Here is a 23,701-nt window from a genome sequence, read left to right on the forward strand (position 1 = left end):
GCACCTCAGCCGCCGTCCGGGGCGAGCCGGTAGCCGGCGCCGCGCATGGTCTGCAGCGCGGTCCGGCCGAACGGGGCGTCGATCTTACGGCGCAGCGCGTGGACGTGGACCTCGACGACGCTCGGGTCGGCGTCGTGGTCGGCGTCCCAGACCTGGTCGAGGATCTCCCGCTTGGAGACCACCGTCCCGGCGCGCGCCGCCAGGCACTCCAGGATCGCGAACTCCCGGGCGGTCAGGTGGACGGGCGTGCCGGCCCGGGTGCAGGTGAGGGCGTTGGCGTCCAGGACGAGGTCGCCGAGGGTGTGCAGGCGCGGGCGCCGCAGGTCGACCCGGCGGTGCAGGGCGCGCAGGCGGGCGAGCAGCACGACGAAGGAGAACGGCTTGGAGAGGTAGTCGTCGGCGCCGGTGTCCAGCGCCTCCGCCTCGTCCCACTCGCCGTCCTTGGCGGTGAGCATCAGGATCCCGGCCCGGCAGCCGTCGGCGCGCAGCCTGGCGCAGACCCGGTAGCCGTCCAGACCGGGCAGCATGATGTCGAGGACGATCACGTCGTAGGGGTGGCGGCCGGCGAGGACGAGGCCGTCGGGCCCGTTGGCGGCGGTGTCGACGGTGTGGCCGTCCGCCTCCAGGCCCCGGCGCAGCGCCGTGGCCATCCGGTGTTCGTCCTCGACGACGAGTATGTGCATCCGCTCAGGGTGCCAGGTGGCCCCGCGCGCCCCGCCGCCGGGCGGGTCCCGCGGGGGGCGGGTCCCGCGGGGGGCGGGCCGGTCTTAAGCGGGGGTTCAGGAAGGGTCCGCCATGATCGCCGGGCGCGACCCGGGGGTTCCGGGCGCGATGAACAGCCCAGGCAAGGAGAACGCCCGATGAGCGACGCCACGTCCTCCACCACCCCGCTGCCCGAGGGGCCGGAGTGGCAGCCCGAACCGGCGCCGAAGCGCTCCCGGGCGGCCCGGCTGCGCGGCTGGGCGAGCGGCCAGGAGAAGCGGATAGCCGCCGGGGTCGCCGCGGTCGCGCTGGTCGGCGCGGGCGCGGTGGTGGTCTCCGTCGCGCACGAGGGGATGGCGCGCGGGCACCACGGCGCGCTCGACCGGGCCGGGGACGGTCCGGTCGGGAAGGGCCCCTGGTCGCACGGCGGCCAGGGCGGGAACGGCCGGGGCGAGAACCGCCGGGGCGACGAGGGCGGCTCGCACGACCACGGCGACCGGGGCGGCGACGAGCACCGGGCCGGTGCCGGCCGGCACCACGGCGGCGGGCAGGGCGAGGGGCGCGGCGACCGGCCGGGTGCCGACGCCGGCCGCCCGGCCCCGGCGCCGTTGCCCTCGCTGGCCGCCTCCGCCGCGCTGGACAAGGCGCAGGCCGCCGTGCCCGGCGGGCGGGCCGAGTCGCTGAACCGGGTCACCGCGCAGGGCGGCTCGGCGGCCTGGGCCGTCGTGGTCGTGGGCCCGGACGGGGTGCGCCACCGGGTAACGGTGGACGGCACCAGCGGCGAGCTGACCGGGAACACCGTCGTCGACGGCTCCGGGCGCTGAGGCGACCCGGCACGCCGGACGCCCCGGCCGGGGAGGGGACGGTCGGGGTGCCCGGGGAGAGTGAGCCGGGACCGGCTCCGGAACGGGACCGGCTGCGGGACGGCCCGGCTTCGGGACGGACGGGACCGGTGAGCCCCCTGCCGGCGCGCGGTGGCAGCGGACGCGCGGCGGACGAACGGCGCGCGGTGGCTGGACGGCACCCGGACCAGCCGTCTACATTTCTGTAGACGTCGGAGGCGTACGGCATCACCCCCCGGACAGCCGTGCGCCTCCGACCTCCTCGCGCACACCGCGCACCGTGCGCCGTGCGCCGTGCGCCGACACCACGCCGCACCGCACCGCACCGCCGCGAGCGGCGCGAACGGCGCCCCGGCCCCGCACCGTCAGCCGCGCTCGTCGACCACCCGCTTGATCTTCCCCACCGACCGCTCCAGCGTGTACGGGTCCACCACCTCGACCTCGACGGTGACGCCCACCCCGTCCTTCACCGCCCGGGCGATCTCCTCCCGCGCGGCCGCCCGTCGTTCGGCCGGCGCGTCCGGGCGCGCCTCGACCCGGACGGTCATCGCGTCCAGCCGCCCCTGCCGGGAGAGCCGCAGCTGGAAGTGCGGCGCGACGCCCGGGGTGCGGAGCAGGATCTCCTCGACCTGGGTCGGGAAGAGGTTCACCCCGCGCAGGATGATCATGTCGTCGCTGCGCCCGGTCACCTTCTCCATCCGCCGGAAGGCCGGCCGCGCGGTGCCGGGCAGCAGCCGGCTGAGGTCGCGGGTGCGGTAGCGGACGACGGGCAGCGCCTCCTTGGTAAGCGACGTGAAGACCAGCTCGCCGCCCTCGCCCCCGGGCAGCACCCGGTCGGTGAACGGGTCGACGACCTCCGGGTAGAAGTGGTCCTCCCAGATGTGCAGCCCGTCCTTGGTCTCCACGCACTCCTGCGCGATGCCCGGACCGACCACCTCGGAGAGGCCGTAGATGTCGACGGCGTGCAGGTCGAGCCGGTCCTCGATCTCCCGGCGCATCTCCTCGGTCCACGGCTCGGCCCCGAAGATGCCGATGCGCAGCGAGGTGTCGCGCGGGTCGACGCCCTGCCGCTCGAACTCGTCGAGGAGCGTCAGCAGGTAGGAGGGGGTGACCATGATGATCTCGGGGCGGAAGTCCTGGATGATCTGCACCTGCCGGGCCGTCATGCCGCCGGAGGCCGGGATGACGGTGCAGCCGGCCCGCTCGGCGCCGTAGTGCGCGCCCAGGCCGCCGGTGAACAGCCCGTAGCCGTAGGCGATGTGGACCTTGTGACCGGGCCTGCCGCCGGCGGCGCGGATCGAGCGGGCGACGACGTCGGCCCACATCGACAGGTCGGCCTCGGTGTAGCCCACGACGGTCGGGCGCCCGGTCGTGCCGCTGGAGGCGTGGATCCGGCGGACCCGCTCCATCGGGACGGCGAACATCCCGAACGGGTAGCCCTCGCGCAGGTCGGCCTTGGTGGTGAAGGGGAAGCGGGCGAGGTCGGCCAGGGTGCGGCAGTCCTCGGGGCGGACGCCGGCCGCGTCGAACTTCCGGCGGTACAGTTCGACCTCCCCGTACGCGTGGCGCAGGGTGGCCCGGAGCCGCTCGAGCTGGAGGGCGCGCAGTTCGTCGAGGCCCAGCCGTTCGCCGTCGTCCAGCAGGGCGGGCGGGATCGGCTCCCCGAGCCGTCGGTGCGGGTCGGGCGGGGTGCCGGTCATCGTCGCTCCTCCACGGGTCGGCCGATCCGGGTGCCTACCGATCGTTCGGTCAGGCTCCCACGGCCAAGTAACCCAGTGCCCGGAGCGCCTGTCAAGGAGTCGATCACCCTTCCGGAATGCGGAGTTCCATCCGCTTCGGGCGGAGATCGTCCGACCACTTTGGCTGGCCGATATGAAAATCATTACGGAATCTTGACCCGTGCACGGCAGCGCCCGACCCGGCCGCATGGTTCAGTAGTGCGGCTTCCCCCCACACCCCGGAGTGATCACCGTGCCCCCGACCCCTGCCCTGGTCAGCGCGCTGCGCGAACTCGGCGACCGGCCCGCCGTCGTCGCCGGCGGGCGCGCGATCAGCGGCATCGGCCTGCTGCTCGGAGTCTCCCCGCCCGGCGGCCTGCCCCGGGCCCTCGCCGAGCGGGTCGCCGCCCACGCCGCGCTGGCCCCCTCCGCCGCCCGCACCGCCGAACAACGGCTGCGGCACTGGGCCGGCGTCCTCGGGGCCCCGCCCATCCGGCACACCGTCCTCCACCCCGCCACCGACCTCGCCGTCGAACTCGCCCTGGCCACCCTCCTCGCCGGCGGCACCGTCTACTGCGGCGACCTCGACCAGGAGCCCGACCAGCAGCTCACCGCCCTCGCCGACAGCGCCACCACCCACCTCAGCCTGCCCTCCACCCTGCTCTGGCGCCTCAGCCGCGACCCCGGCCTCCCCGGCCACGACCTCGGCGCGCTGCGGCTCGTCCTGCACGTCGGCCCCGAACCCCGGCAGGACGACGTGTACGCCGCCGTCGACGCGCTCGGCGCCGTCCTCGCCCACGTCCGGGCCCCGCGCAGTCCCGCCGAGGCCGCCGACCGGCGCCTGCGCGGCGCCGTCGCCACCGCCTCGGCCGCCGCGTGGAAGCACACCATCGGCATCACCCCCGAGCAGGTCCGGGCCTTCGGCGCCCAGCTCGACCACGCCGTGCTCACCGCCCTGCTGCTGACCCTCCAGCAGAGCGACGTCCTCACCGACCCCGCGCGGGGACACACCGAGGACGAGATCCTCGCCGCCACCGGCACCACCCCCGCCGAACGTCCCCGGGTCACCCGCTGGCTCGACGCCCTCCACCGGCACGGCCTGATAGCCCGCCACGGCGACGCCCTGCACGGCCGCTCCGCCCCCACCCCGGCCGAGGCCCGGGAGTCCTGGCGGCCCGCTGTCGAGACCTGGACCGACGGCCTGGGCCCGGTCGCCGCCCTGGACCGGGTCCGGCGCGGCGCCCTGCGGCTGCCCCGCCTGATCACCGGGCAGGACGAACCCCGGGCCGCCGCCACCCCGGTCCGCTGGGCCGCCTCCCGCGGCTACCTCGGCGCCGCCCTCGGCGCACTCGTCCGCGGCCTCGCCGAGGCCCACGACGGGCCGGCCCCGCTGCGCGTGCTCGAACTCGGCCCGGACGGAGCCGACTCCGCCGTCACCCGGGCCCTCGCCGCCCGCCCCCGGCGCACCGCCGACCACCACCAGCAGCCCGACGGCGACCGCTACGACGTCCTCGTGGCCACCGTCGGCGACGCCGGCGACCCGGCCGGGGCCGGTGGCCTCGCGGGCCCCGCCGGCCCCGGCCTCGCCGAACTGACCGACCTGCTGGTACCCGGCGGCCTGCTGCTGCTCCTCGCCCCGACCGACGAACAACTGGACCTGCTGATCACCGGCCGGGCCGGGGACGACCCCGCCCGCCCCGCGGAGCACTGGCGGGCCGCGCTCACCGCCGCCGGCTGCCCGACCGTCCTGGTGCTGCCCGAGGACGGCCACCCGATGGGCCTGCTCGGGCAGCGGCTGTTCGCGGCCGTGACCCCCTGACCCGGCGGCACCACCGCCGACCGCCCCCGGCGGCACCGCGGCTCCCGCAGCTCCCGGTCAGCTCCCGGTGGCACCGCGGCTCCCGCCCGTACCCGGCGCCGGGGCGCCGCCCCGCCCGTACCCGCCTCCGGGCCGCTCCGGGAGCCCCGGCACGGGCCGTCCGTGGTCGAGCGGTGAAGCCCGGGTCACGCACCGCCACCCGATGCGTACCATTTCGATACCGAAGCCTGGATGAGCTGCGGGGATTCTCGCCCGCCGGGCCCGCCCCCGGGTAGGCTCCCGCATGTCCTCCGGCCCTGGCGCGGGCGGCCCCCTGCCGGCGCGCCGTGACCGGACGGCACACCCCCGCGGGCCATTCGGTGGGCACCGCGCACTCGACACCGCGCGCCAGGGCAGTCGCGCGAACGGCGAAGGGCATCGCATTGGCGGATCGGCTCACCGGAGGAGACTCCTCACTGCTGCGGCGGATCAACGCGGCGGTCACGCTTCGGGCGCTGCGGACCGGCCACTCCGTGACCCTCACCCAGCTCGTCGGCGAGACCGGACTCTCCCGCCCCACCGTCGAGGGCGTCATCGAGGGCCTGGTGGAGACCGGCCTGGTGGCCGAGGTCGAGCAGCCCAAGGACGACGGGCAGAACGGCGCCGGCCGCCGCGGCCGCCCGGCCCGCTGGTTCCGGTTCCGCGCCGAGGCCGGGCACATCCTCGGCATCGAGATCGGGGTGCACGACATCCGGGTCGTCCTCGCCGACCTCACCGGCGAGGTGGTGGGAAGTCACTTCAAGCCGGTGGACGAGACCCTGGAGGCCGAGGACCGCCTCGCCGCCGTCCGCACCGCCGTCGCCGAGGTGCTGCGCAAGGCCGGCATCTCCCGCGACAACCTGTGGGCCGTCGGCGTCGGCACCCCCGGCATCGTCGACCGCGACGGCACCGTCCAGCTCGGCACCGCCATGCCCGGCTGGACCGGACTCGACCTCGGCGCCCGGCTGCGCCGCTCCTTCCGCTGCCCCGTCCTGATCGAGAACGACGCCAACCTCGCCGCCATCGCCGAACACTGGCAGGGCGCCGCCGTCGGCGCCGGCGACGTCGTCTTCGTCATGGCCGGCCTCAGCCCCGGTGCCGGCTCCCTGATCGACGGTCGACTGCACCGCGGCTTCGGCGGCGCGGCCGGCGAGATCGGCGCCCTCCACCTGCTCGGCCAGGAGGTCACCCCGGAGCGCCTGCTCTCCACCACCGGGAAGCCGCTCAACCCGCTCGACGAGGCCGCCGTGGCCCGCGTCCTGCGGCTCGCCCGGGAGGGCGACGAGGTGGCCAAGGTCGCCATGGACCGCTTCCTCACCCGGCTGGTGCAGGGCGTCGCCGCGCTCGTCCTGGCCATCGACCCCCGGCTGGTGGTGATCGGCGGCTGGGCCGCCGGCCTGGACGGCGTCCTGGAACCGCTGCGCGAACGCCTGGCCCAGTTCACCCTGCGCGCCCCCGAGGTCGCGCTCGCCGCGCTCGGCTCCGAGGTCGTGGCCATGGGCGCGCTGCGCGTCGCCCTCGACCAGGTCGAGGACCAGCTCTTCGCCGTCGACCCGCCGACCACCGGCAACGGGCGCGCCTGACGCGTGCCGGGCCCGGGCTTCGGGCGCGGGCAGCCTTCGGGCACGGGAGGCGGGCCCGGGCAGTCTTCGGGCACGGGCTTCCGACACGGGCTTCCGACACGGGCGAGGCCCGGACACCGCGCGGGTGTCCGGGCCTCGCCCTGAGGGTTTTCGGAGGGTGGATCAGGAGGCGGTGCGCACCTCGGAGCCGGCGGCGACCGGGGTGACCTCCACCAGACCGGTCTCGCCGAAGGTCAGCTTGCAGGTGTCGGCCCGGTAGGTGGAGACGGCCAGTGCCACCAGACGGCCGGCCGCGGCGTACTGGGTGGTCATCACCAGCACCGGCGAGCCCGGCGGGCGCTCCAGCAGGACGGCCTCGCTGGCCTCGGCGACGCCCAGCTCGACCGAGCGGGACTCGCCGTCCACCTCCAGGCGCTCCAGCTGGCGCAGCACCGAGCGGGCGCGGTCGCTCTCGGCCCGGAAGCCGGGCAGGTGCGGCAGCGCGGCGGCCGGGACGTGCAGCGACTCGCTCGCCACCGCCCGGCCCTCCACCAGGCGGACCCGGCGGACGGTGTGCACGGTGGCGCCCTCGGGGATGCCCAGGTTCTTGGCCAGCTGCGCGGAGGCGGGGGCGGTGGTGCAGTCGACCGTCCGCCAGGCGTGGCTGCGGGCGGCGCCGGGCCAGCCCTCCTCCTGCCGGTTGACGGGGACGCCGACGCGCGGGGCGGCGACCAGGGTGCCGATGCCCCGGCGGCGGACCAGACGGCCCTCCAGCTCCAGCTGGTCGAGGGCCTGCCGCAGGGTCGCGCGGGCGACGCCGAAGCGGGCGGACAGCTCGCGCTCGTTGGGCAGGACCTGGCCGGTGGAGAACTCCGAGTCGATGGCCCGCAGCAGCACCGTGCGCAGGTGCCAGTACTTCGGTTCCGGCACCGCCGAAAGCTGTCCTGTCGTCCCCACCGTGTCCTCCACCTGGTTCTGTCCGCCCTGCACCGAGGAGGGCGGATGCCGGGCCCGCTGTCCGCTGTTGCGGCAGGTGGGAGAGCGGGCTTTTATCCGTCCTTCTTTATTAAAGGTCTTTGCAGTAAGCGACAGTAGGGGCTTCGTCCGGAGATGGTCAAGACCAATGGCAGGCCTTGGTGTGACTGTCGCACATATTCATGCCGCGTTCACGTCATACCGCGACCTCGCGCGTCACGCTTCGGCCGCGGCCCGGACGCTCGGTAGGCTGCCCGGGTGATCGTGGTGACGAGTGTGAACGTGAACGGAATCCGGGCGGCGGCCAAGAAGGGCTTCATCGAGTGGCTGGCCGCCACCGAGGCGGACGTCATCTGCCTGCAGGAGGTGCGCTCCGAGCCCGGGCAACTGCCCGTCGAACTGCGCGACCTGGACGGCTGGCACGCGGTCTGGGCCCCCTCCGCCGCCAAGGGCCGGGCCGGCGTCGCCGTCCTGTCCCGGCAGGAGCCCCTGCGGAGCGTCATCGGATTCGCGTCCGAGGAATTCGACAATTCGGGCAGGTACGTGGAAATCGACCTCCCGGGCCTGACCGTCGCCAGCCTCTACCTCCCCTCCGGCGAAGTCGGCACCGAGCGCCAGGACGAGAAGGAACGCTTCATGGCGGAATTCCTCGACCACCTCACCGCCCTCCGCACCCGCGCCGCCACCGAGGGCCGCGAGGTCGTCGTCTGCGGCGACTGGAACATCGCCCACCGCCCCGAGGACCTCAAGAACTGGAAGGCCAACCAGAAGGCCGCCGGCTTCCTCCCCGAGGAGCGCGCCTGGCTCTCCCGCGTCTACGACGAGGCCGGCTACGTCGACGTCGTCCGCGCCCTCCACCCCGACCGCACCGGCCCCTACACCTGGTGGTCCTACCGCGGCCGCGCCTTCGACAACGACTCCGGCTGGCGGATCGACCTCCAGGTCGCCACCCCGAGCCTCGCCGCCAAGGCCGTCGAGGCCTACGTCGAACGCGCCGAGACCCACGCCGAGCGCTGGTCCGACCACGCCCCCGTCACCGTGGTGTACGACCACGACTTCTGACGAGTCCCTTGGGAGAAGTGCCCCGTCAGGCGCAGGTGCTGAACGAGGCATTGCCTGATCGGCGGCTCCGGCCCGGGGGCGCGCTCACGCGCGCACCCGAGCACCAGGAGTCCGACTGCGCAGCTAAGCCTCGCTTGTTCAAGCCACCTGTCACAGGCACCTGGACGAGACAGCGTCTCCTGTCCGAGGAACGCGGCCAAGGGCGATGAAGGCACGGACAGGGACGTACGGGCCGTGAATTTCCGGCGCACCCACGTGCTGGGTGTTGCGGTTCGGCTTGCAGGCAGGCCCGGGTTGCGGCCCGGGCCCGCCCCCGGTCGGTGGTCAGGCCTTGGTGTCGGCCTTGGTGTCCGCACCGGCCTTGCCGCCCTGGTTCAGCATGCCCCCGAGGGCGCTGAGGTTGCCGCCGCCACCGGGCATTCCGGCCATGCCCGGGATGATCTTGGCGATGGTGTCAGCCGCGATCTGGCTCATCTTCTGGGTGTGTTCGGTGGCGGTCTTGAAGGCTTCCTGGGCACGCTCGCCGGCGGCCTTGTCGTTGCTCGCGGCGGCTTCGATGCCCTTGGTGAGGACCTGGCCGACGGTGTTGATGCCGCTCATGTCGCGGAACAGGTTGGCGGTGGCGATGGCCTGGGCGGTCTGGAGGCCGACCGGGTCGGGCATCGCCGCCAGCGGCGTGAACTTCGCCTGGGTGGCGCCCAGGGTGGCGACCGTGGTGTCGAGGTTCTGCGCGCGCGAGCCGGTGGACACCGGGGCGATGTCGGCCGGGGTGATCTGGATCGGCGAGTCCTTCCAGTTCCAGAACCGGGTGAGGTCGATCTTCTCGGCCGAGTTGGCCCGGCCCAGGACGGCCTCGACGAAGACGCCCTTGGTCGCGATCGCGACCGTGGTGGTCACCGGCGTCCCGAAGGTGTTGTCGCCTGCCTGGCGGGTCTTGGTCCACGCCTCGCGTTCCTGCTCGCTGGCGAAGTTCCACCGGAAGCCCAGGTAGTTGCCGGTGGCGGCGATCGGCTTGGGGTCCAGCAGCATGCCGAGCGGAACCGCCGGCGCGGTCGAACCCTGGGGCGTGTAGGAGTAGTTGGCGAGGATGCGGCTGAGGGTGAGCTCGTCGGCGTTGGCCCACACGGCCTGGCTGTAGTGGCGGCGGTTGTCGTTCAGGTGGTCCAGGACCGCCTGGGAGACGTTCCCGCCGCGCACGTAGAAACCCAGGGACTCGATGTAGGTGCGGCTGCCGAGCTTCACCGTCGTGCCGAAGAGTCCGCAGATGGCGGAGGCCCCGCCGGCGTCCTCGCTCAGGTCGGGCGCGGCGGTGGTGGTCTCGGCGACCCCGAAGTCGGCCACGCCGGAGGTCATCGTCAGGCGCAGTCCGGCGAGGCTGCCGCGGGCGGCGGTGCCGGACCAGGCGTCGACGGAGATCAGCTCGTCCGCGCCGCCGAAGGTGTAGGAGGCGCGCTGCTGGACTCCGGAGCCGCCGGTGTCGCCGAAGCGGAACGTGTGGCCGGGGAAGACCATCTGGATGCTGCGGATGCCGGCCTCGTCGTACCAGACGTCGATCCTGGAGGCGTAGGAGGCGTCGCCCTTCGGCTGCGCGTCGAAGGGGATCGGCGCCTCACGCGGCGTCGTCCCGGTGCTGAGGTTCCGGGCCAGCGCACCGTCGCTGCGCAGCAGCCAGACATCCGCGCTGGCGGCCGAGGCAGCCTTCGTCGTCACGACGCTGCCGGCGGGAGCAGTGCTGCCGGTGACGGCCCAGGCGGTTTGCACCGGACGGCAGCAGCGCGGTCCTGCCGTCCGCCAGGGACGCCCAGAGCGTGCCGTCGGCACCCGCGGACAGACGCTGGACGGTGGCCGGTGACGGGGACAGCTCCTGCCAGCCGGTCTCGGTGCGCTCGTAGGTCTTCCCCTGGCGCAGGTACCAGACCTTGCCCCTGCTGGTGACGGCGACCTCGTCGGCCTGGGGAACGTTCAGAGGCTGCCACGCGGTGTTCAGGGTGCGCTGCCAGAGCGAGTTGTCCCCGCCGACGATGTAGAGCGTGCCGTCCGGGCCGCAGGCGATCCCCAGCCCCTTGAAGCCCTGCGGGTCGGCCTTCCAGGTGGTCCCGTCGAAGTACACGACCGTCCGGTCGGCCCGCAGCCCCCAGACGATGTCCTTGCCGGGTGCGATGCGGTTCAGGCCACCGCCCGGCAGTCCGGTACCGGGTATCGGGTTCCACCGCCGGCCGACCGAGTCGAACCGCACCGGGCTGCCGTCGAACCTGCGCACCCCGTATACGCCCATCGGCCCACCGGCGATGTCCACGAGGTCCACCCCGTCGAAGACCTGAGCCGACGGCGTCTCCGGCGCTGTGCAGGCGTCGAGCTTGCGGACGGTGGTGTCGAAGGGGTTCGCCGCCCGGATCTTCGCCGCCCACTCGCCCGGCGCCACCGAGGCGAGGACCGCCCGGCGCCCTGCCCTCCCCGCAGGTCGGCCCCGGCCCTGCTCATGGGCCTCACCGCACTCAACGACTCGTACGCCGTCGGCGAGTCCTCCGCGGACGGCTTCCCCAAGGTGCCCTGCGGCCGGACGGTCGCGGAGTGGGTCGCCCGCGCCGCTGCAGGGCCGTCAGGCCAACATGCGGGCGATCGGGACGAGGCGGGGGTGGTCGGCGCCGAGGCGGTAGGCGAGGAGGTGCCGGGCGTGCTCGGCGAGGGTCCGCGCGGACTCGTGGTCCCCGGCCGCGGCGAGGACCTGGGCGAGGCGCCAGCGGTTCTCGGCCCAGGCCGGGTGGTGGTCGCCGTGTACCCCGAGGGTGAGCCCGGCGGCTTCCTCCAGGGCTTCCGCGGCCGGCACGAACCGGCCCAGGGCGGACAGCAGCATGCCGTTCATGTCGAGGGCGGCGGCCAGCCGGTGCGGCTGCTCCCGGGCGTGCTCCCGGCGGTAGGCCAGGACGGCCTCGGCGATGGCGGTCAGAGCGGCCAGTCGCCGTTCCCAGAGGCTGCGGTAGGTGACCGTGCCGGCCTCCTCGCGGGGCTTCAGTTCGTCGAGGGCAGCCCGGGTGATGTCGACCAGCGTCTCGCTGGCCCTCATGATCACGTCGAGACCCTCGGGATCGAGCCGCTTTCCCGCCTTACGGATGCTCGCCGCGAGGACCTCGCAGGTCGACAGGCCGGGGCGGCCGCGGAGCAGTGAGATCCGCGCGCGGTCCTGACGGATCGCCACCTCCAGGAGGTCCGCGTCCCGCGGCCGGTCCGATCCCAGGCGCAGGAGCTCGGTCCACGCCAGCTCCAGCTGTTCCTCGGCCTCGGCCAGCCGGCCGGCCTCCAGCTCGGTCAGGGCCGTCTCCCGCCGGATCTCGATCCGAACGAGCGGCCCGGTCGGCACGGCCGGCGTCAACAGCGTCCTGGCTGCGTGCAGTTGGGTCCGGGACTCGTCCAGCAGGTACGACTCGCGGAGGACGGCGGCGGCGAGCCGGTGGGCCTGCACGCTCCGGAGGTTGCGCTCGCCGTCGCCGTCCAGGACCTCGGTGACGTACTCGAGGACGTGCGCGTAGCGGCCCGCGCCGTACAGGACCCTGGCCATCAGCAGGGCGGCGTCCACGTCCGCCGAGCCGGCCGGCAGGCCGCGGACCAGGAAACGGCGCTGGCGCAGGTAGGCCTCGGCCGAGTCGAACTCGCCCTGCGCCGACCGGAACCGGGCGAGCTGGTGCAGGAGTTCGGCGCGCGGCCGGAGCGAGCGGTCGTCCAGGCCGGGCAGCTGGAGCACGGTGTGGGCGTGCGGCAGCAGCGCCGTGCAGACGGGCCACCGCTCGGTGGGCGCCGGGTCCGACGGGAAGCTCGCCACCAGGGCCCGGACCGCCGCGACCGCCCAGGCCTTCCGCTCCGCGGCGGTCAGCCCGGACCGGACGGCCTGCTGGAGCCGGGCGGGCACCGCGAGGGCGGCCGAACCGCGGTGGTTCGGGGTGATCCTGAGCAGTCGCCGGGCGGACAGCCGGCCGATCACCGGCGCCGAGAGCCGGAAGGCGTCCGACTCGACGCCGGTGCCCGGCTCGCCGCCGGCGGCGAGCAGGCCCTGGTTGATCAGCTCGATCGACAGGCCGGTGGCCGCGAGGAACGCGCAGGCCCTGAGCACGTCCAGCGCCGGCCCGTCCTCCGCCGCCAGCTGGTCGAGCAGCGGGCCGTAGCCGACCCGCTCCTCGGACTCGGGCTGCGGCGCGGCCGGGCGGGCCCCCGCCCCCGGCGGCACGGCGCCGTCGGCAGCCCGGGTGAGCAGGCCGGGCAGCGCCGCCAGGTCGTCGTCCGGTGTGGCCGCGGTCTCCGCGGGGACGGCCCGCCACTGGTCGGCGAGGAACTGGACGGTGTGCCCCTGGAGGACGGCGCCGTCGTTGGTCACCACCCTCGAGGTGATCAGGACACTGCCGTAGCCGTCGGGCGGCCAGCGGTCGCCGACCAGGGTGCGCGGCGAGTAGCCGGCCATCCAGCGCTCCTCCTCGGCGAAGTCCCGGCCGAGGTCGTCGATGACGATCAGCCAACCGGGGTGCTCGGTGAGCCATCGGTTCAGCGCGGCCGGGACGTCCTCCTCCAAAGGCAGGCCCTGAAGGGTGGCCAGCTGGTCGAGGGACTGTGAGACGGTCTCCCGGCTGCTGCCATCGACCCACCAGACCAGCGAGTAGTCGGCCAGGTGCAGGTGCGCGTAGGCGAGGGCCACCGTGGTCTTGCCGGTGCCGTCCTGGCCCTGGACGAGGCAGAGCGACCGTTCTTCGAGGGGGTGCACCGCCCGCCGCACGGCCGCGGCGGAGCCGCCGGGGTGCAGCACGCGTTCGACCTGGAGCAGCCGGCCCTCCCAGCCGGTCACGTCGGGCAGGCCCGGCGGCAGGTTGTTCCAGGTCGGCGGTGCGGGCGCGGTGTCGGACCCGAGTACGGGCACCTGCGCCCCCGGCGGTTCGGCGGCCGCCCCGGGGAGGGCCCCGGTGGCCGTCGTCCGGCGCCGCTGCCACCAGCGCCGCTCCGGACGGGGGGCTCCGGCCTCGTCCGCACCGAGGAACCCGGGCCGCTCCGGGAGCGGTTCGTCCGGCTCCGCCCGCCGCTCCCCCGGTACCGGCCCCTGCGGCCCGCCCTGCTCGGCCCGCACCGCCGCGGACCGCGCCCGTGACCCGGCCGGCAGGCGGACGGCCAGCCGCTCCGCCAGCGCCCGGTCCGCGCCGCCGAGGCCCCGCAGGACCTCGACCGCGACCTCGGCGAACGGCACGCTCTCCGGCGGCAGGCCGGGACCGATGCCCGAACCGCCGTCCGCGAGCGCGGCCAACGCCCGGAAGTCCAGCGTCCCGCCGAACGAGCCCGCCACCGACTGCGAGACCCCGACGAGCACGCCCAGCACGGCCGCCGACTCGCTCCTGGTCAGGGTGCCGAGCAGCCGTTCCCGGAGCCCGGGGCGGAAGTCGTACAGCACCGCCTCCGGGTCCTCCCCGGGGCGCTCCGGGGAGCGGCGCTCCAGCAGCCCGGACAGGTAGATCTCGGCGAGGTGGGTCGCCGACGAGTCGCCGAGCATGGCCGCCTGGACGTGCCGCATCACCGGCAGGCTGAGCGGCGCGGCAGCCAGGAACCCGGCCAGCTCGTACGCGGTCTGCGAGGCCTCCCGGCGGAACCGGGCCAGCACCTCGGCGGGGTCCTCCCGGACGGACGGCCCGGGCTCGGCGGAGCGCGGAGTGCCGGTCAGCGGCAGCGCCAGCACCGGGGTCCAGCCGGAGGCCCGCCCCGACAGCATCCGGGCCCACGGCGCCAGCCAGTCCGCCCGCAGCTCCAGGACGCCCGCCCAGGCGGTCCCCGGCTCGGCCCAGCCTTCGTCGTCCGGGATGTAGTGGACCGTCGGCCCCACCCCCGGCCGCACCCTGGCCTGTGCCGGGACCGGCCGCAGCGCCGTGCGGTGCCAGTGCCGGCGCGGCAGCACCTGCAGGAGGGTGACCGGCGCGCGCCGGCTCCACCCGCGCATCGCGGCCGGCAGGGCGCCGCTGTGCCAGAGCGGGCCGACGCCGTCGGTCAGCAGCAGCACGATCCGGCGGCCGCGCGGATCCGCGGCCGGACCGCCGCCGCCCCCGCCCTGCACCGAGGCCACGCCGCGCGGGGTCAGCACCGGCGTCCCGGCACGGTCGTGCACCGACCAGGCGCGCACCCGGTGGAAGGCGCCGTGCCGGCGGAGCAGCCCGGCCAGTTCGTCGCCCAGGGTGGACCAGACCGCCATGGTCGGACCGCCGTCCACCACCAGGTCCACGTCGAGCCAGCGCTCGGGGGCGCCCCGCCAGACCGGGAGCAGCAGTCCGGCCTGCCCGGAGACGGAGACGGTGGCCTCCTCGTCCAGCACCAGGTCGTGGGCCGACCGGACGGTGCGGCGCAGCGGGCGCAGCGCGCGGGAGAGCGCGAGGGTGCCGGTCAGCGCGGGCCGGGCGGGGGTGCGGACGGTGGCGGCGGGTGCATTGGCAGACTCCGCCGGGCCCGGGACGGGCGGCAGGAAGAACGGAACGACCGGGTCCGACCCCGTCTCCACCGCCGCGGCGGGCACCGCCCTGACCACCGCTGCGGACCGGGGCGGCGACGGCCGTTCCTGCGCGGCGGCGGCGCCCTGCCCCGCCTGCTCCTCCAGGACCCGGTCGACCGCCTCCCGCAGTGCGGCGTTCCAGGCCGCCGTCGCCCGCTCGTCCGCCTCCGCGTCGATCGCGGGCAGCGGCGGCAGCGCGGCGGGCTGCACCGCCCCCTCCCCCGTCCCGTCGGCGGGCTCGTCCGGCCGCAGCCCGCAGACCCGCGCGAGCCACAGCACGTCGGCCAGGTCGCGCGGGTCGGTGCTGCCGGCCGGCTCGGCGCCGTCGGCGGTCAGCAGGCTGCCGAGGCAGCGCAGCAGCTCGGCGGGGACGGGGCGGGCGGTGGCCACCGGGTCAGCGCTCCTCGAGGGAGCGCAGCAGGTGACGGTCGACCAGCTGCTGCCCGGCGTGCTCGTCCCAGAGACCGCGGCCGGCCATCAGCAGGGCGTTGAGCAGCTGGTCGTTGGCGAGGTCGGCGCCCTCCTCCTGCTGCTTGGCCAGGAATCGGGCGATCAGCCTCTCGCGGACCTCGGCGGGGACGGCCGCCGGGCCGCTCAGGTGGGCGGCGACCATCCGGGCCAGCTTGTCGGGGCCCGGGCGCGGGATCTCCAGGCGCAGGCAGCGGCGCAGGAAGGCGGGCGGGAACTCGCGTTCCTCGTTGCTGGTCAGGACGACCAGCGGGAACTCGGTGCAGCGCACCCGGCCCCGGTGCAGGGCGGCCCAGCCCTCGTCGTCGGCGGTCATCACCCTGGCCTGCTCGTCGTCCAGGCGGCTGAGTTCGGGGATCACGAACTCGCCCTCCTCGAAGACGGTGAGCAGGTCGTTCGGCAGGTCGAGGTCGGCCTTGTCGATCTCGTCGACGAGCAGCACCCGGGGCCGGTCCCAGGGCACCAGCGCGGTGCCGAGCGGGCCTAGCCGCAGGTAGGGGCCGATGCCGGGGGCGGTGCCGGGCCGACCGTCGGCGCCGGCGGGGCGCAGGCCGGTGTCCTGGAGGCGGCCGATCGCGTCGTAGTGGTACTGGCCCTCGCGGAGGGTGGAGCGGCTGGTGATCGGCCAGTGCAGCACCGGGCCGAGCCGCAGCTCGTGGGCGACGCTGTAGGCGAGTGTGGACTTGCCGACCCCGGGCGGGCCGGTGACCAGCAGCGGGCGGCGCAGGTGGAGCGCCATGTTGACGAGGTGGATCTCCTTCTCGTCGGCCTGGTAGGCGGCGGCCTGGTGCGCCCGGCCGAGTTTGCGTGCGGCCGTCGAGGTGTCCATCTCCGGGGGGACGGGCAGCTCGGCGCGGCCCTCGTCCTCGCGGCGGAAGGACCGCCAGGGCGGGGCGTCGGGCAGGTCGTGGATGCCGTCGTGCGGGGTGCCGGCGGAGCGGTAGATCCACCAGTCCGGGATCGCCGCGTCGTCCTGGGCGGTGGTCATTCGGGGGGTCCTTCCGGCGTCGGGGGTACGGGCACGGGCGGGGCGGGCAGGGGCGGTTCGGCCGGCACCGCCGGCACGGCCGGGGGCGGAGCGGCCCCGGGTGACGCGGCGGCCGGGGCACGGAACGGGGCCGGGGTGAGCCAGGCCGCATGGCCGGGTTCGTCCCAGAGCAGCGTGATGTGGTGGCCGAGGTCCGACCGGTCGTCCTCGCTGGCGGCCCGGCGCCGACGCTGGACGTGGGTGGCCAGCGCGGACAGCTGGTCGACGTCCAGCTCGCCCATCAGCGCGTGGAGTTCGGTCGGGCTGCCGTCGGCGTCACGCCGCCAGATCATCACCGGGATGCCCTCCCGGACGGCGTCCTTGACGGCCTGGTAGGGGACGGCACGCCGCTTCGGGTGGTAGGCGTACGGGAAGGACAGCGCCAGGAGCGCGGTCTGCGGCCGGCTGTCCAGCCAGCGCCGGACGTCGCCCTTGGTGCCGCCGATGTGCAGGGTGCGGCCGGTCACCTCGGCGTCGATCGGGGCCGCGCCCTCGCAGTGGACGAACCAGCCGGGCAGGTCGGCGACGGTGCCCGGACCGCAGCTCTCCAGGGTGGCCTCCAGGGCGCGCCACTTGTTCCTCCACGCCGTGTGCCAGAACGCGGCCCTGATCCGGTCCAGCGAGCGCACGATCACGGGGAAGTGCATGCCGACGGGGTAGTCGTCCTCGTCCATCGGCCAGAGCTCGGCGGGGTGGCCGAGCAGGGACCAGGGCAGCAGGAACTCCACCCGCAGGCCGTCGGCGTCGGCCGCGGCGGCGGCGAGTTCGCGCCAGGTGGTCAGGTGGCGGCTGCCGCGGGCGCGCAGGGCGGACTGCGGCACGGGTTCGTCGCCCGCGCACTTGGAGATCAGCCGCCACGGCTGCTCGGTGGTGTCGTAGAGAACGGCCTCGAAGGTGTAGACGGGTTCGACGTCCGGGCCGACCGGTGAGACGTCGTCCAGGGCGATCTGCAGGACCAACGGGTGGTGCTGCGCGGGGCCGGTGGCGGCGGCGCGGGCGCCGGGGGCGCCGCGGCAGGCGCGGGCGGGTCCGGCCACCTCGTGCTCGGTCAGCCCCAGGTCACGGGCGTGCCGGTCGACGAGCTCCGTCAACCGGGCCGCCTCGGGCCCGGGGCGGGTCGCGGCGAGCTGCGCGAGGAAACCCAGGAGCGGCGGGGGCGCGTCGTCCAGCCGGGCCTGGTTCAGCCGGCTGACCGCCTCGGGCAGGCCGTCCTGGGGGCGGACCGGGTGGGTCCGCCCGGCGCAGGTGGCCTCGACCAGGCGCAGCACCTCGGCCGGGCGGGGCTGCGGACTCAGCGCGCGCAGGGTGCGGAGCAGGGCGAGTTGCGCGTCCGTGGCGAGCAGGCCCTTCTCGGTGACGGCGTCGACGGCGGCGTCCAGCCAGCCGACCGCGGCGGTGCCGGGCCGCAGGGTGCGCAGGCCGTCGGCGAGTCGGGTGAGGGCGTCGAGCGGGTCGTGCCAGCGGCGGCAGGCGTGGACCAGGTCCATCAGGTGGTCGACGGCCAGCGCGCTGTCCGGGACGGCGAACGGGGTGGCGAGCCCGAGGCGGCGGCCCAGGTCCACCAGGACGAGGTGGCGGAAGTCCGGCTGGTGGAGGTCGGGGACCTGGCAGAGGAAGGCGTGCAGGACCGCGTCCGCCCCGCCCGACCACGGTTCCCGGTCCGCCGGGCCGCCGGGGGCCGGCTCGGCCTCGGCCCGGGGTCTCAGCTTCGCCAGCAGGATCCGCACGTCCTTCACGGGCCGTCCTCCGGCAGGCCGGCGAGTGCCCGCAGTTCGCGGACGGCGGCGGAGCCGGGGCGCAGCAGGTCCAGCGCGTCCGCCACCGCGGCCAGGGCGGCCCACGGGTCCCGGTGGCCGAGGCAGGTCTGCGCCAGCTCCAGCAGGTGGTCGGTGGCGACGGCCCGGTACGCGACGGTGAGGGGGTCGGCCAGGGTCTCGTTCGCGGCCCGGACGACGGTCCGGCGGAAGTCCGGGTCGTCCGTGCCGGGCACCCGCAGCAGGACCGGCAGCAGTCGGCGCACGGTGGGCAGGGCGACGGGCGGGGCAGCCGTGGCGGCGGGGGCGACCGCCGCCGTGAGCCGCGCGCGCAGCGGGTCGTCGGCCGCCAGTACGTCGGCCAGCGCGGACAGCGGGGTGAACCATCCGCCCCGCACGCCCTCGAAGTCCCGGCTGCCCTTGAGCACCCCGCAGACGGCTCCGGTGTCCAGGCGGACCACCATGCCGCCGCTGAAGCCGTCCCGCACCTCGTCGCCGGTCGCCCGGACGAAGCCGGCGGCCGGCCCCGCCACGGTGAGCAGCAGGGAGTCGTCGTGGACGCCGGCGGCCGGGGTGTGCGGCGAGAACCCGGCCACCAGGACCGGTGTCCCCGGGGGCGGCGTCCCGGCGTCCAGCACCAGCTCGGGCGGTGCGACCGGGACCCGCAGGGTGACCAGGGCGAGGTCCGGGAAGGCGTGGAAGCGGCCGGCCCCGGGGTCGGCCGGGAACAGCCGGGCCGGGTCCGCCACGGTCACGCTTCCCCAACGGCCCCGCACGAGGGGCTCGTTCACCGCCCGACGGGCTACGTGGGCGGCGGTCAGCACGGTACCGGGTGCCACCAGGAAGCCGCTGCCCAGGAAGGACGGCCCGTCCCACACCTCGACGGCGGCCCGGGCTGCCGACGCGGTCAACGCTCGCCGTCGGGGCTCGCGTCCCGCGCGGCCCTGGCCGCCGCCACCCGCGCGGTGTCCCAGCTCATCCGCACGGTGAACGACGCCTCACCGCCCGCCTCGGCCAGCACGCCCACCAGCGCACCGGACTTGACGGCAAGCTTGAGCCCGAACTCGACCTCCAGCGTGTCCGGAACGGCGGGCCCCGTGCCCGCGATGCCGTCGGCGGCCCAGCGCCCGACACCCCGCACCACCTCGCGCACCGCGTCCAGCCGCTGCGGCAGTTCCGCGAACGCCCGAGCGGCCGCGTCCCGGACCCCGGCGTCGCCGCCCCGCCCGGCGCTCGTCGGCGCGGGCCCGGTCTCCGTCCGGTCCAGCACCGTCACCTCGGCATGGACGAACGCGCCCTCGCCGAGATCCACCGTGATGACGTCCCCCACGGGCCGACTCCCCTCAGTCCTGTGCGTGGTCGGACAGCTCGCGGGCGGCCGTCCGACGAGAGAACTATAGAACCGTGGCGCCATATTGATCGGCCATCAGCTCTCTTCCCCCGCCCCGTACGACGCCGGTGAGCCGCCGCCCCCGGAACCGGCGGGCAGCTCGACCGCCCGGGGGCCGCACGCGGCCGGCCCGGAGAACGGAACCCGGACGGAGACCGCGACCGTCAGCGGCGGAAGCGTCCTGGTCCTCGAAGGACCCGACGGTCTCCCGCTCCTTCGACAGCGCGTGCCCGGCCGCGCACTCCGCCTGCACCGGGCGCCAGGCCTTGCCCTCCTCCCGGCGCGTGCCCGCCGCCCGCGAACCCACGAGCGCCCGAGCCGGTGCCGACGCCGGCATGCCGCCCACCGGAGGTCCGCTGCCGCCCAAGCCGGCGGGCACCCTCGAACAGGCCGTGATCGAGCAGACGGGCTCTTTCGTCGGAGAATTCGCCGGCGAAGGTGTCCATCCGCTGGCGCATCGACCTCCAGGCCGCCTCGCCCGGCCTCGCCGGGCGGGCGACCGACGCCCGGGTCGAGCGCGCCGACACCCGCGCCGAGCGCCGGAACGGCCACGCGCCGGTCACCGTGGCGTACGAAGTCGACGACAACCGACCGTCACCTAGCTGCAGTTGATCCGCAGCCCCCGGAAGCAGCCCCGACCTGCGGCAACCGCCGCCCCAGGACCACTTACACGGGCACACGAGGATGCGATCCCGCACAACCGGTTCGCCAGGTCGAATCGTCGCGGGGGCCCCCCCCCCCGGGGCCCCCCCCCGCCCCCCCCCCGGGGGGGGGGGGGGCCCCGCCCCCCCCCCCGCCGCCCCCCCCCCCCCCCCCCCCGCCCCCGCGCCCCCCCCCCCGCTCCCCGCCCCCACCCCGCGGCCTCCCGGCTCGCCCGCGCCCGCCCCCCCCCCCGCCCCCCCCGCGACCGGCTACCCCCGGGAGTCCTTGTGGGCACCGGCCCAGGATCGCGAGGCCGACCCCTCCCAGCCCAGCGAGACGTCGAGCGCCACCATCGACCGCCGCGTATACGGGGCCGACCCACCACCATCGGCCCCCATCCGTCACCCAACCTCCCTGTGCCACTACGCTTCGAGAGCGCAGGACACCGCACTGGTAGCTCGCTTCAGAGAAGGAGAGACGGCGGCAAGACATCAGCTCCCCCGCGGGCTGCCATTCGATCGAACCGAATCAACCAGCGCCCTCTGACACCAATCGCTGCAGGTCGGCAAGCGTCGGCCCCGCGCTGGCGGGGGTTGGTCTCGGTTCCTCGACGACCTCGGTGACGCGGCGGAGTCGGCCATGCGCTCGCGGGGATTGCTCCTGCTCGCGGGGCTGGGACGGGTCGGGCTCGACGTCGGCCCGGCGCTCGGCGTTCATCCGCTGGTGGACCGGCCTCCGGGTCGTCTCGTCCGGGCTCGCCGGGTGGGCGACCGACGCCCGCGTCGAGCGCCGGAGCGGCCACGCGCCGGTCACCGTGGTGTCCGACGTCGGCGGCTGAGGTGCGGGACCGCTCCGCGGTGTGCGCGTCGATGCCGAGCCCGCGCCCCGTGGATAGACTGACCAGGCGTTCCAGGAACGGACCGGGCGCGGGCGGCGGAGCACCTACGGCGCCACGCCGTCGCGCGTGTACGCCACTCTCCGTGACCGCAGCGGGCAGGGGCGAGCCGGTCGTGGAGGATCCGGCGGCGGGCCATCGATCGGACGGGAGCCCTGCCATGGCAAACGCGTCCAGGTCTCCGGGCGGCTACGACCCCCGGATCACCCGCCCCGTGTCCGCCCGCGCCCCGTCGTCGTCGGCGGCCCGCCAGGGCACCGCCGAGCCGACCGCGGCCAACGACCGGCTGGCGCTCAACGGCATGGGCAGCTTCGACTGGGACCTCGACAAGGGCACCTACCACCTCGACGACGTGGGCCTGGACGTGTTCGACCTCCGGGCCGACGAGTTCGACGGACACCCCTCGTCACTCTCCGCCAGGGTGCTGCCGGCGGACAGCGAGCGGCTCGACGAGGCCGTCTCGCTCGCGCTGCGCGAGGGGCACCTGACCTTCGCGTGCTACTTCCGCCTGGTCTGCCGCGACGGATCCCTGCGCTGGGCGCACACCCAGGGGCGCGTCCTGCGCGACCCGCAGGCCCGGCCGTACCGCATCGTCGGCATCGTCCGCAACGCCGAGGAGGAGCTGGCCCACGCCGAGGGGATGCGCACGCTCGCCGCCGACCGGCGCCGCCAGACCGACTCCGTGCGCGCCACCACCGAGGCCCTCGCCCGCGCCATCACCGTCCGCGACGTGACCGGCGTGCTGACCGACAGCGAAGGGCTGCGACGCTTCGGCGCGGACGGGCTGGCCCTCGGGCTGGTCGACGGGGACGTGATGCGCCTCGTCGCCGCGACCGAGCAGCCGTCGGCGGAGCTCAGGGCGCGGGACGACCTGTCGCTGACCCACCTGGGCGACGGCCTGCCGCTGTCCGAGGCCGTCCTCACCCGGCGCCCGCGGTTCGTCAGCACCAGGGAGGAGCTCACCACCCGCTACCCGCGGCTGCTGCCCTACGCCGAGGAGATGGGGATCGAGGCGGCGGCCTTCCTGCCGCTGGCCGCCCAGGCCCGCTCCATCGGCGCGCTGGGCCTCTTCTACCGGGACGGGCGCCCCTTCAGCACCGAGGACCGCAATATCTGCATCGCGCTCAGCAGTGCCGTCGCGCAGTCCCTGCAACGCGCCATGCTCTTCGACCAGGAGCGGGAGTTCGCGACCACGCTCCAGCACACCATGCTGCCGCGCCGCATCCCCGAGATCACCGGCGGCGAGGTGGCCGTCCGCTACCGTGCCGGCCACAGCGGACGCGAGGTGGGCGGGGACTGGTACGACGTCATCCCCCTGCCCGGGCGTCGGGTCGGTCTCGTGGTCGGCGACGTGGAGGGGCACGACAGCCACGCGGCCGCGATCATGGGCCAGTTGAGGATCGCCCTGCGGGCCTACGCCACCGAGGGACACACGCCCGCCACGGTGATGGCCCGCGTGTCCAGGTTCCTCGCCGACCTCGACACCGAGCGGTCCGCGACCTGCATCTACGTCGACGCCGACCTGGAGACCGGAACACTGCGCCTGGTGCGGGCCGGCCACCTCGAACCGCTCGTGCGGCGCGGCACCGGCCTGACCGCCTGGGCCGGCGTCCGCGGCGGTCTGCCGCTCGGCGTGGCCACGGTGTTCGGCCAGGACTCCTACCCCGAGACCCGCCTCGACCTCAACCCCGCGGACACCCTGCTGCTGTGCACCGACGGAATGGTCGAACACCCCGGCCGGGACATCACCGACGGCCTCGACGCGCTCGCCGCCGCCCTGCGCACCGGCCCGCTCGACACCGAGGCGCTCGCCGACCACCTCTGCGGCAGCCACCCCAGCCGCCTCGACAACAGCGACGACCTGGCGCTCCTGCTGCTGCACCGCGCAGCCGTACCCGGCGCCCACACCACCCGGCAGATGACCCAGCACGTCCACCAGGCCGACCCGGAGGGGCTGGCGGAGACCCGGGCCATGCTCCGCCAGGCCCTGGCCGCGTGGGGTGCGACCGACCTGCTGTCCGACGTCGAACTCACGGCGGACGAACTGATCACCAACGCCCTGGTCCACACCGACGGGGGCGCACTGCTCACCATCGAACTGCGGGCCGGAACCGCCCCCTGCATCCGCCTGGAGATCCGGGACCGCTCCAGCGTCCTGCCGCGCCGCCGGGCCCCCGGCGAGACCGCCACCTCCGGCCGCGGCCTGCTGCTGGTGGACGCCCTCGCCGGGAGCTGGGGCGTGGAGCCGCTCGGCAGCGGCAAGAACGTCTGGTGCGAGTTCCCCCTGGCGGCCTGATCGCCGCGCCCGGCCGACCGCGGCAC

The 23,701-nt window shown here is 75.5% G+C and carries 16 protein-coding genes; 6 read left to right on the top strand and 10 right to left on the bottom strand.

All coding sequences use genetic code 11. From position 1 onward, the window contains the following. Nucleotides 1–5: 5 nt before the first annotated feature. Nucleotides 6–683, bottom strand: a complete 678-nt coding sequence (locus ACIRS1_RS13890; protein ID WP_360219492.1) for a response regulator transcription factor — start codon at nt 681–683, stop codon at nt 6–8. Between the two features lie 177 nt (nt 684–860). On the opposite strand from ACIRS1_RS13890, the gene ACIRS1_RS13895 reads away from it, so the two are divergent. After that, on the top strand, nt 861–1,526 hold the full coding sequence (locus tag ACIRS1_RS13895) for a hypothetical protein (protein ID WP_402839192.1): 666 nt from the start codon (nt 861–863) through the stop codon (nt 1,524–1,526). 383 nt (nt 1,527–1,909) lie between these two features. Here ACIRS1_RS13895 and paaK read toward each other — a convergent pair whose 3' ends face one another. Next, entirely contained in the window at nt 1,910–3,244 is a 1,335-nt protein-coding gene (paaK, locus tag ACIRS1_RS13900) for a phenylacetate--CoA ligase PaaK (protein ID WP_387899627.1), read from the bottom strand. 271 nt (nt 3,245–3,515) lie between these two features. Here paaK and ACIRS1_RS13905 point away from each other — a divergent pair, with 271 nt between their 5' ends. Both ACIRS1_RS13905 and ACIRS1_RS13910 read left to right on the top strand, forming a co-directional pair. After that, nucleotides 3,516–5,081 carry a hypothetical protein gene (locus ACIRS1_RS13905; protein WP_402839194.1) on the top strand — a complete coding sequence of 522 codons (1,566 nt, stop codon included), beginning with the start codon at nt 3,516–3,518 and terminating at the stop codon, nt 5,079–5,081. A 422-nt stretch (nt 5,082–5,503) separates the two neighbouring features. Further along, nucleotides 5,504–6,682, top strand: coding sequence for an ROK family protein (locus ACIRS1_RS13910; protein WP_402839196.1), 1,179 nt, complete (start codon nt 5,504–5,506; stop codon nt 6,680–6,682). A gap of 162 nt (nt 6,683–6,844) precedes the next feature. Here ACIRS1_RS13910 and ACIRS1_RS13915 read toward each other — a convergent pair whose 3' ends face one another. Further along, complete coding sequence (locus tag ACIRS1_RS13915; protein ID WP_360219507.1) at nt 6,845–7,618, bottom strand: GntR family transcriptional regulator; 774 nt, start codon at nt 7,616–7,618, stop codon at nt 6,845–6,847. Between the two features lie 276 nt (nt 7,619–7,894). Between ACIRS1_RS13915 and ACIRS1_RS13920 the strand changes: the two genes are divergently transcribed. Next, nucleotides 7,895–8,698, top strand: coding sequence for an exodeoxyribonuclease III (locus ACIRS1_RS13920; RefSeq protein ID WP_402839198.1), 804 nt, complete (start codon nt 7,895–7,897; stop codon nt 8,696–8,698). Nucleotides 8,699–9,022: 324 nt separating this feature from the next. Here ACIRS1_RS13920 and ACIRS1_RS13925 read toward each other — a convergent pair whose 3' ends face one another. From ACIRS1_RS13925 to ACIRS1_RS13955, 7 genes are all read right to left on the bottom strand, one after another. Further along, entirely contained in the window at nt 9,023–10,408 is a 1,386-nt protein-coding gene (locus ACIRS1_RS13925) for a hypothetical protein (protein ID WP_402839200.1), read from the bottom strand. Next, entirely contained in the window at nt 10,308–11,120 is an 813-nt protein-coding gene (locus ACIRS1_RS13930) for a hypothetical protein (protein ID WP_402839202.1), read from the bottom strand. The genes ACIRS1_RS13925 and ACIRS1_RS13930 overlap by 101 nt, the downstream gene beginning before the upstream one ends. A gap of 177 nt (nt 11,121–11,297) precedes the next feature. Continuing rightward, nucleotides 11,298–15,593: an SAV_2336 N-terminal domain-related protein gene (locus ACIRS1_RS13935; protein WP_402839204.1), complete on the bottom strand. Its 4,296-nt coding sequence runs from the start codon at nt 15,591–15,593 to the stop codon at nt 11,298–11,300. A 4-nt stretch (nt 15,594–15,597) separates the two neighbouring features. Beyond that, nucleotides 15,598–16,659: an AAA family ATPase gene (locus ACIRS1_RS13940; protein ID WP_402839206.1), complete on the bottom strand. Its 1,062-nt coding sequence runs from the start codon at nt 16,657–16,659 to the stop codon at nt 15,598–15,600. Further along, nucleotides 16,656–18,434, bottom strand: a complete 1,779-nt coding sequence (locus ACIRS1_RS13945; protein ID WP_402839208.1) for a hypothetical protein — start codon at nt 18,432–18,434, stop codon at nt 16,656–16,658. The genes ACIRS1_RS13940 and ACIRS1_RS13945 overlap by 4 nt, the downstream gene beginning before the upstream one ends. Continuing rightward, the gene (locus ACIRS1_RS13950) at nt 18,431–19,363 is read right to left on the bottom strand and encodes a trypsin-like peptidase domain-containing protein (RefSeq protein WP_402839210.1); all 933 of its coding nucleotides are present in this window, start codon (nt 19,361–19,363) and stop codon (nt 18,431–18,433) included. The genes ACIRS1_RS13945 and ACIRS1_RS13950 overlap by 4 nt, the downstream gene beginning before the upstream one ends. After that, entirely contained in the window at nt 19,360–19,782 is a 423-nt protein-coding gene (locus tag ACIRS1_RS13955) for a CU044_2847 family protein (RefSeq protein ID WP_402839212.1), read from the bottom strand. Before ACIRS1_RS13955 ends, ACIRS1_RS13950 begins: the two co-directional genes overlap by 4 nt. 498 nt (nt 19,783–20,280) lie before the next feature. Here ACIRS1_RS13955 and ACIRS1_RS13960 point away from each other — a divergent pair, with 498 nt between their 5' ends. Both ACIRS1_RS13960 and ACIRS1_RS13965 read left to right on the top strand, forming a co-directional pair. Next, entirely contained in the window at nt 20,281–20,454 is a 174-nt protein-coding gene (locus ACIRS1_RS13960; protein WP_402839291.1) for a hypothetical protein, read from the top strand. 1,085 nt (nt 20,455–21,539) lie between these two features. Continuing rightward, nucleotides 21,540–23,675 (top strand): SpoIIE family protein phosphatase, encoded by a 2,136-nt coding sequence (locus ACIRS1_RS13965; RefSeq protein ID WP_402839214.1) that lies wholly within the window; start codon nt 21,540–21,542, stop codon nt 23,673–23,675. The last annotated feature ends 26 nt before the right edge of the window (nt 23,676–23,701 follow it).

It is taken from the genome of Kitasatospora sp. NPDC101176, assembly GCF_044768035.1.
Classification (GTDB): domain Bacteria; phylum Actinomycetota; class Actinomycetes; order Streptomycetales; family Streptomycetaceae; genus Kitasatospora.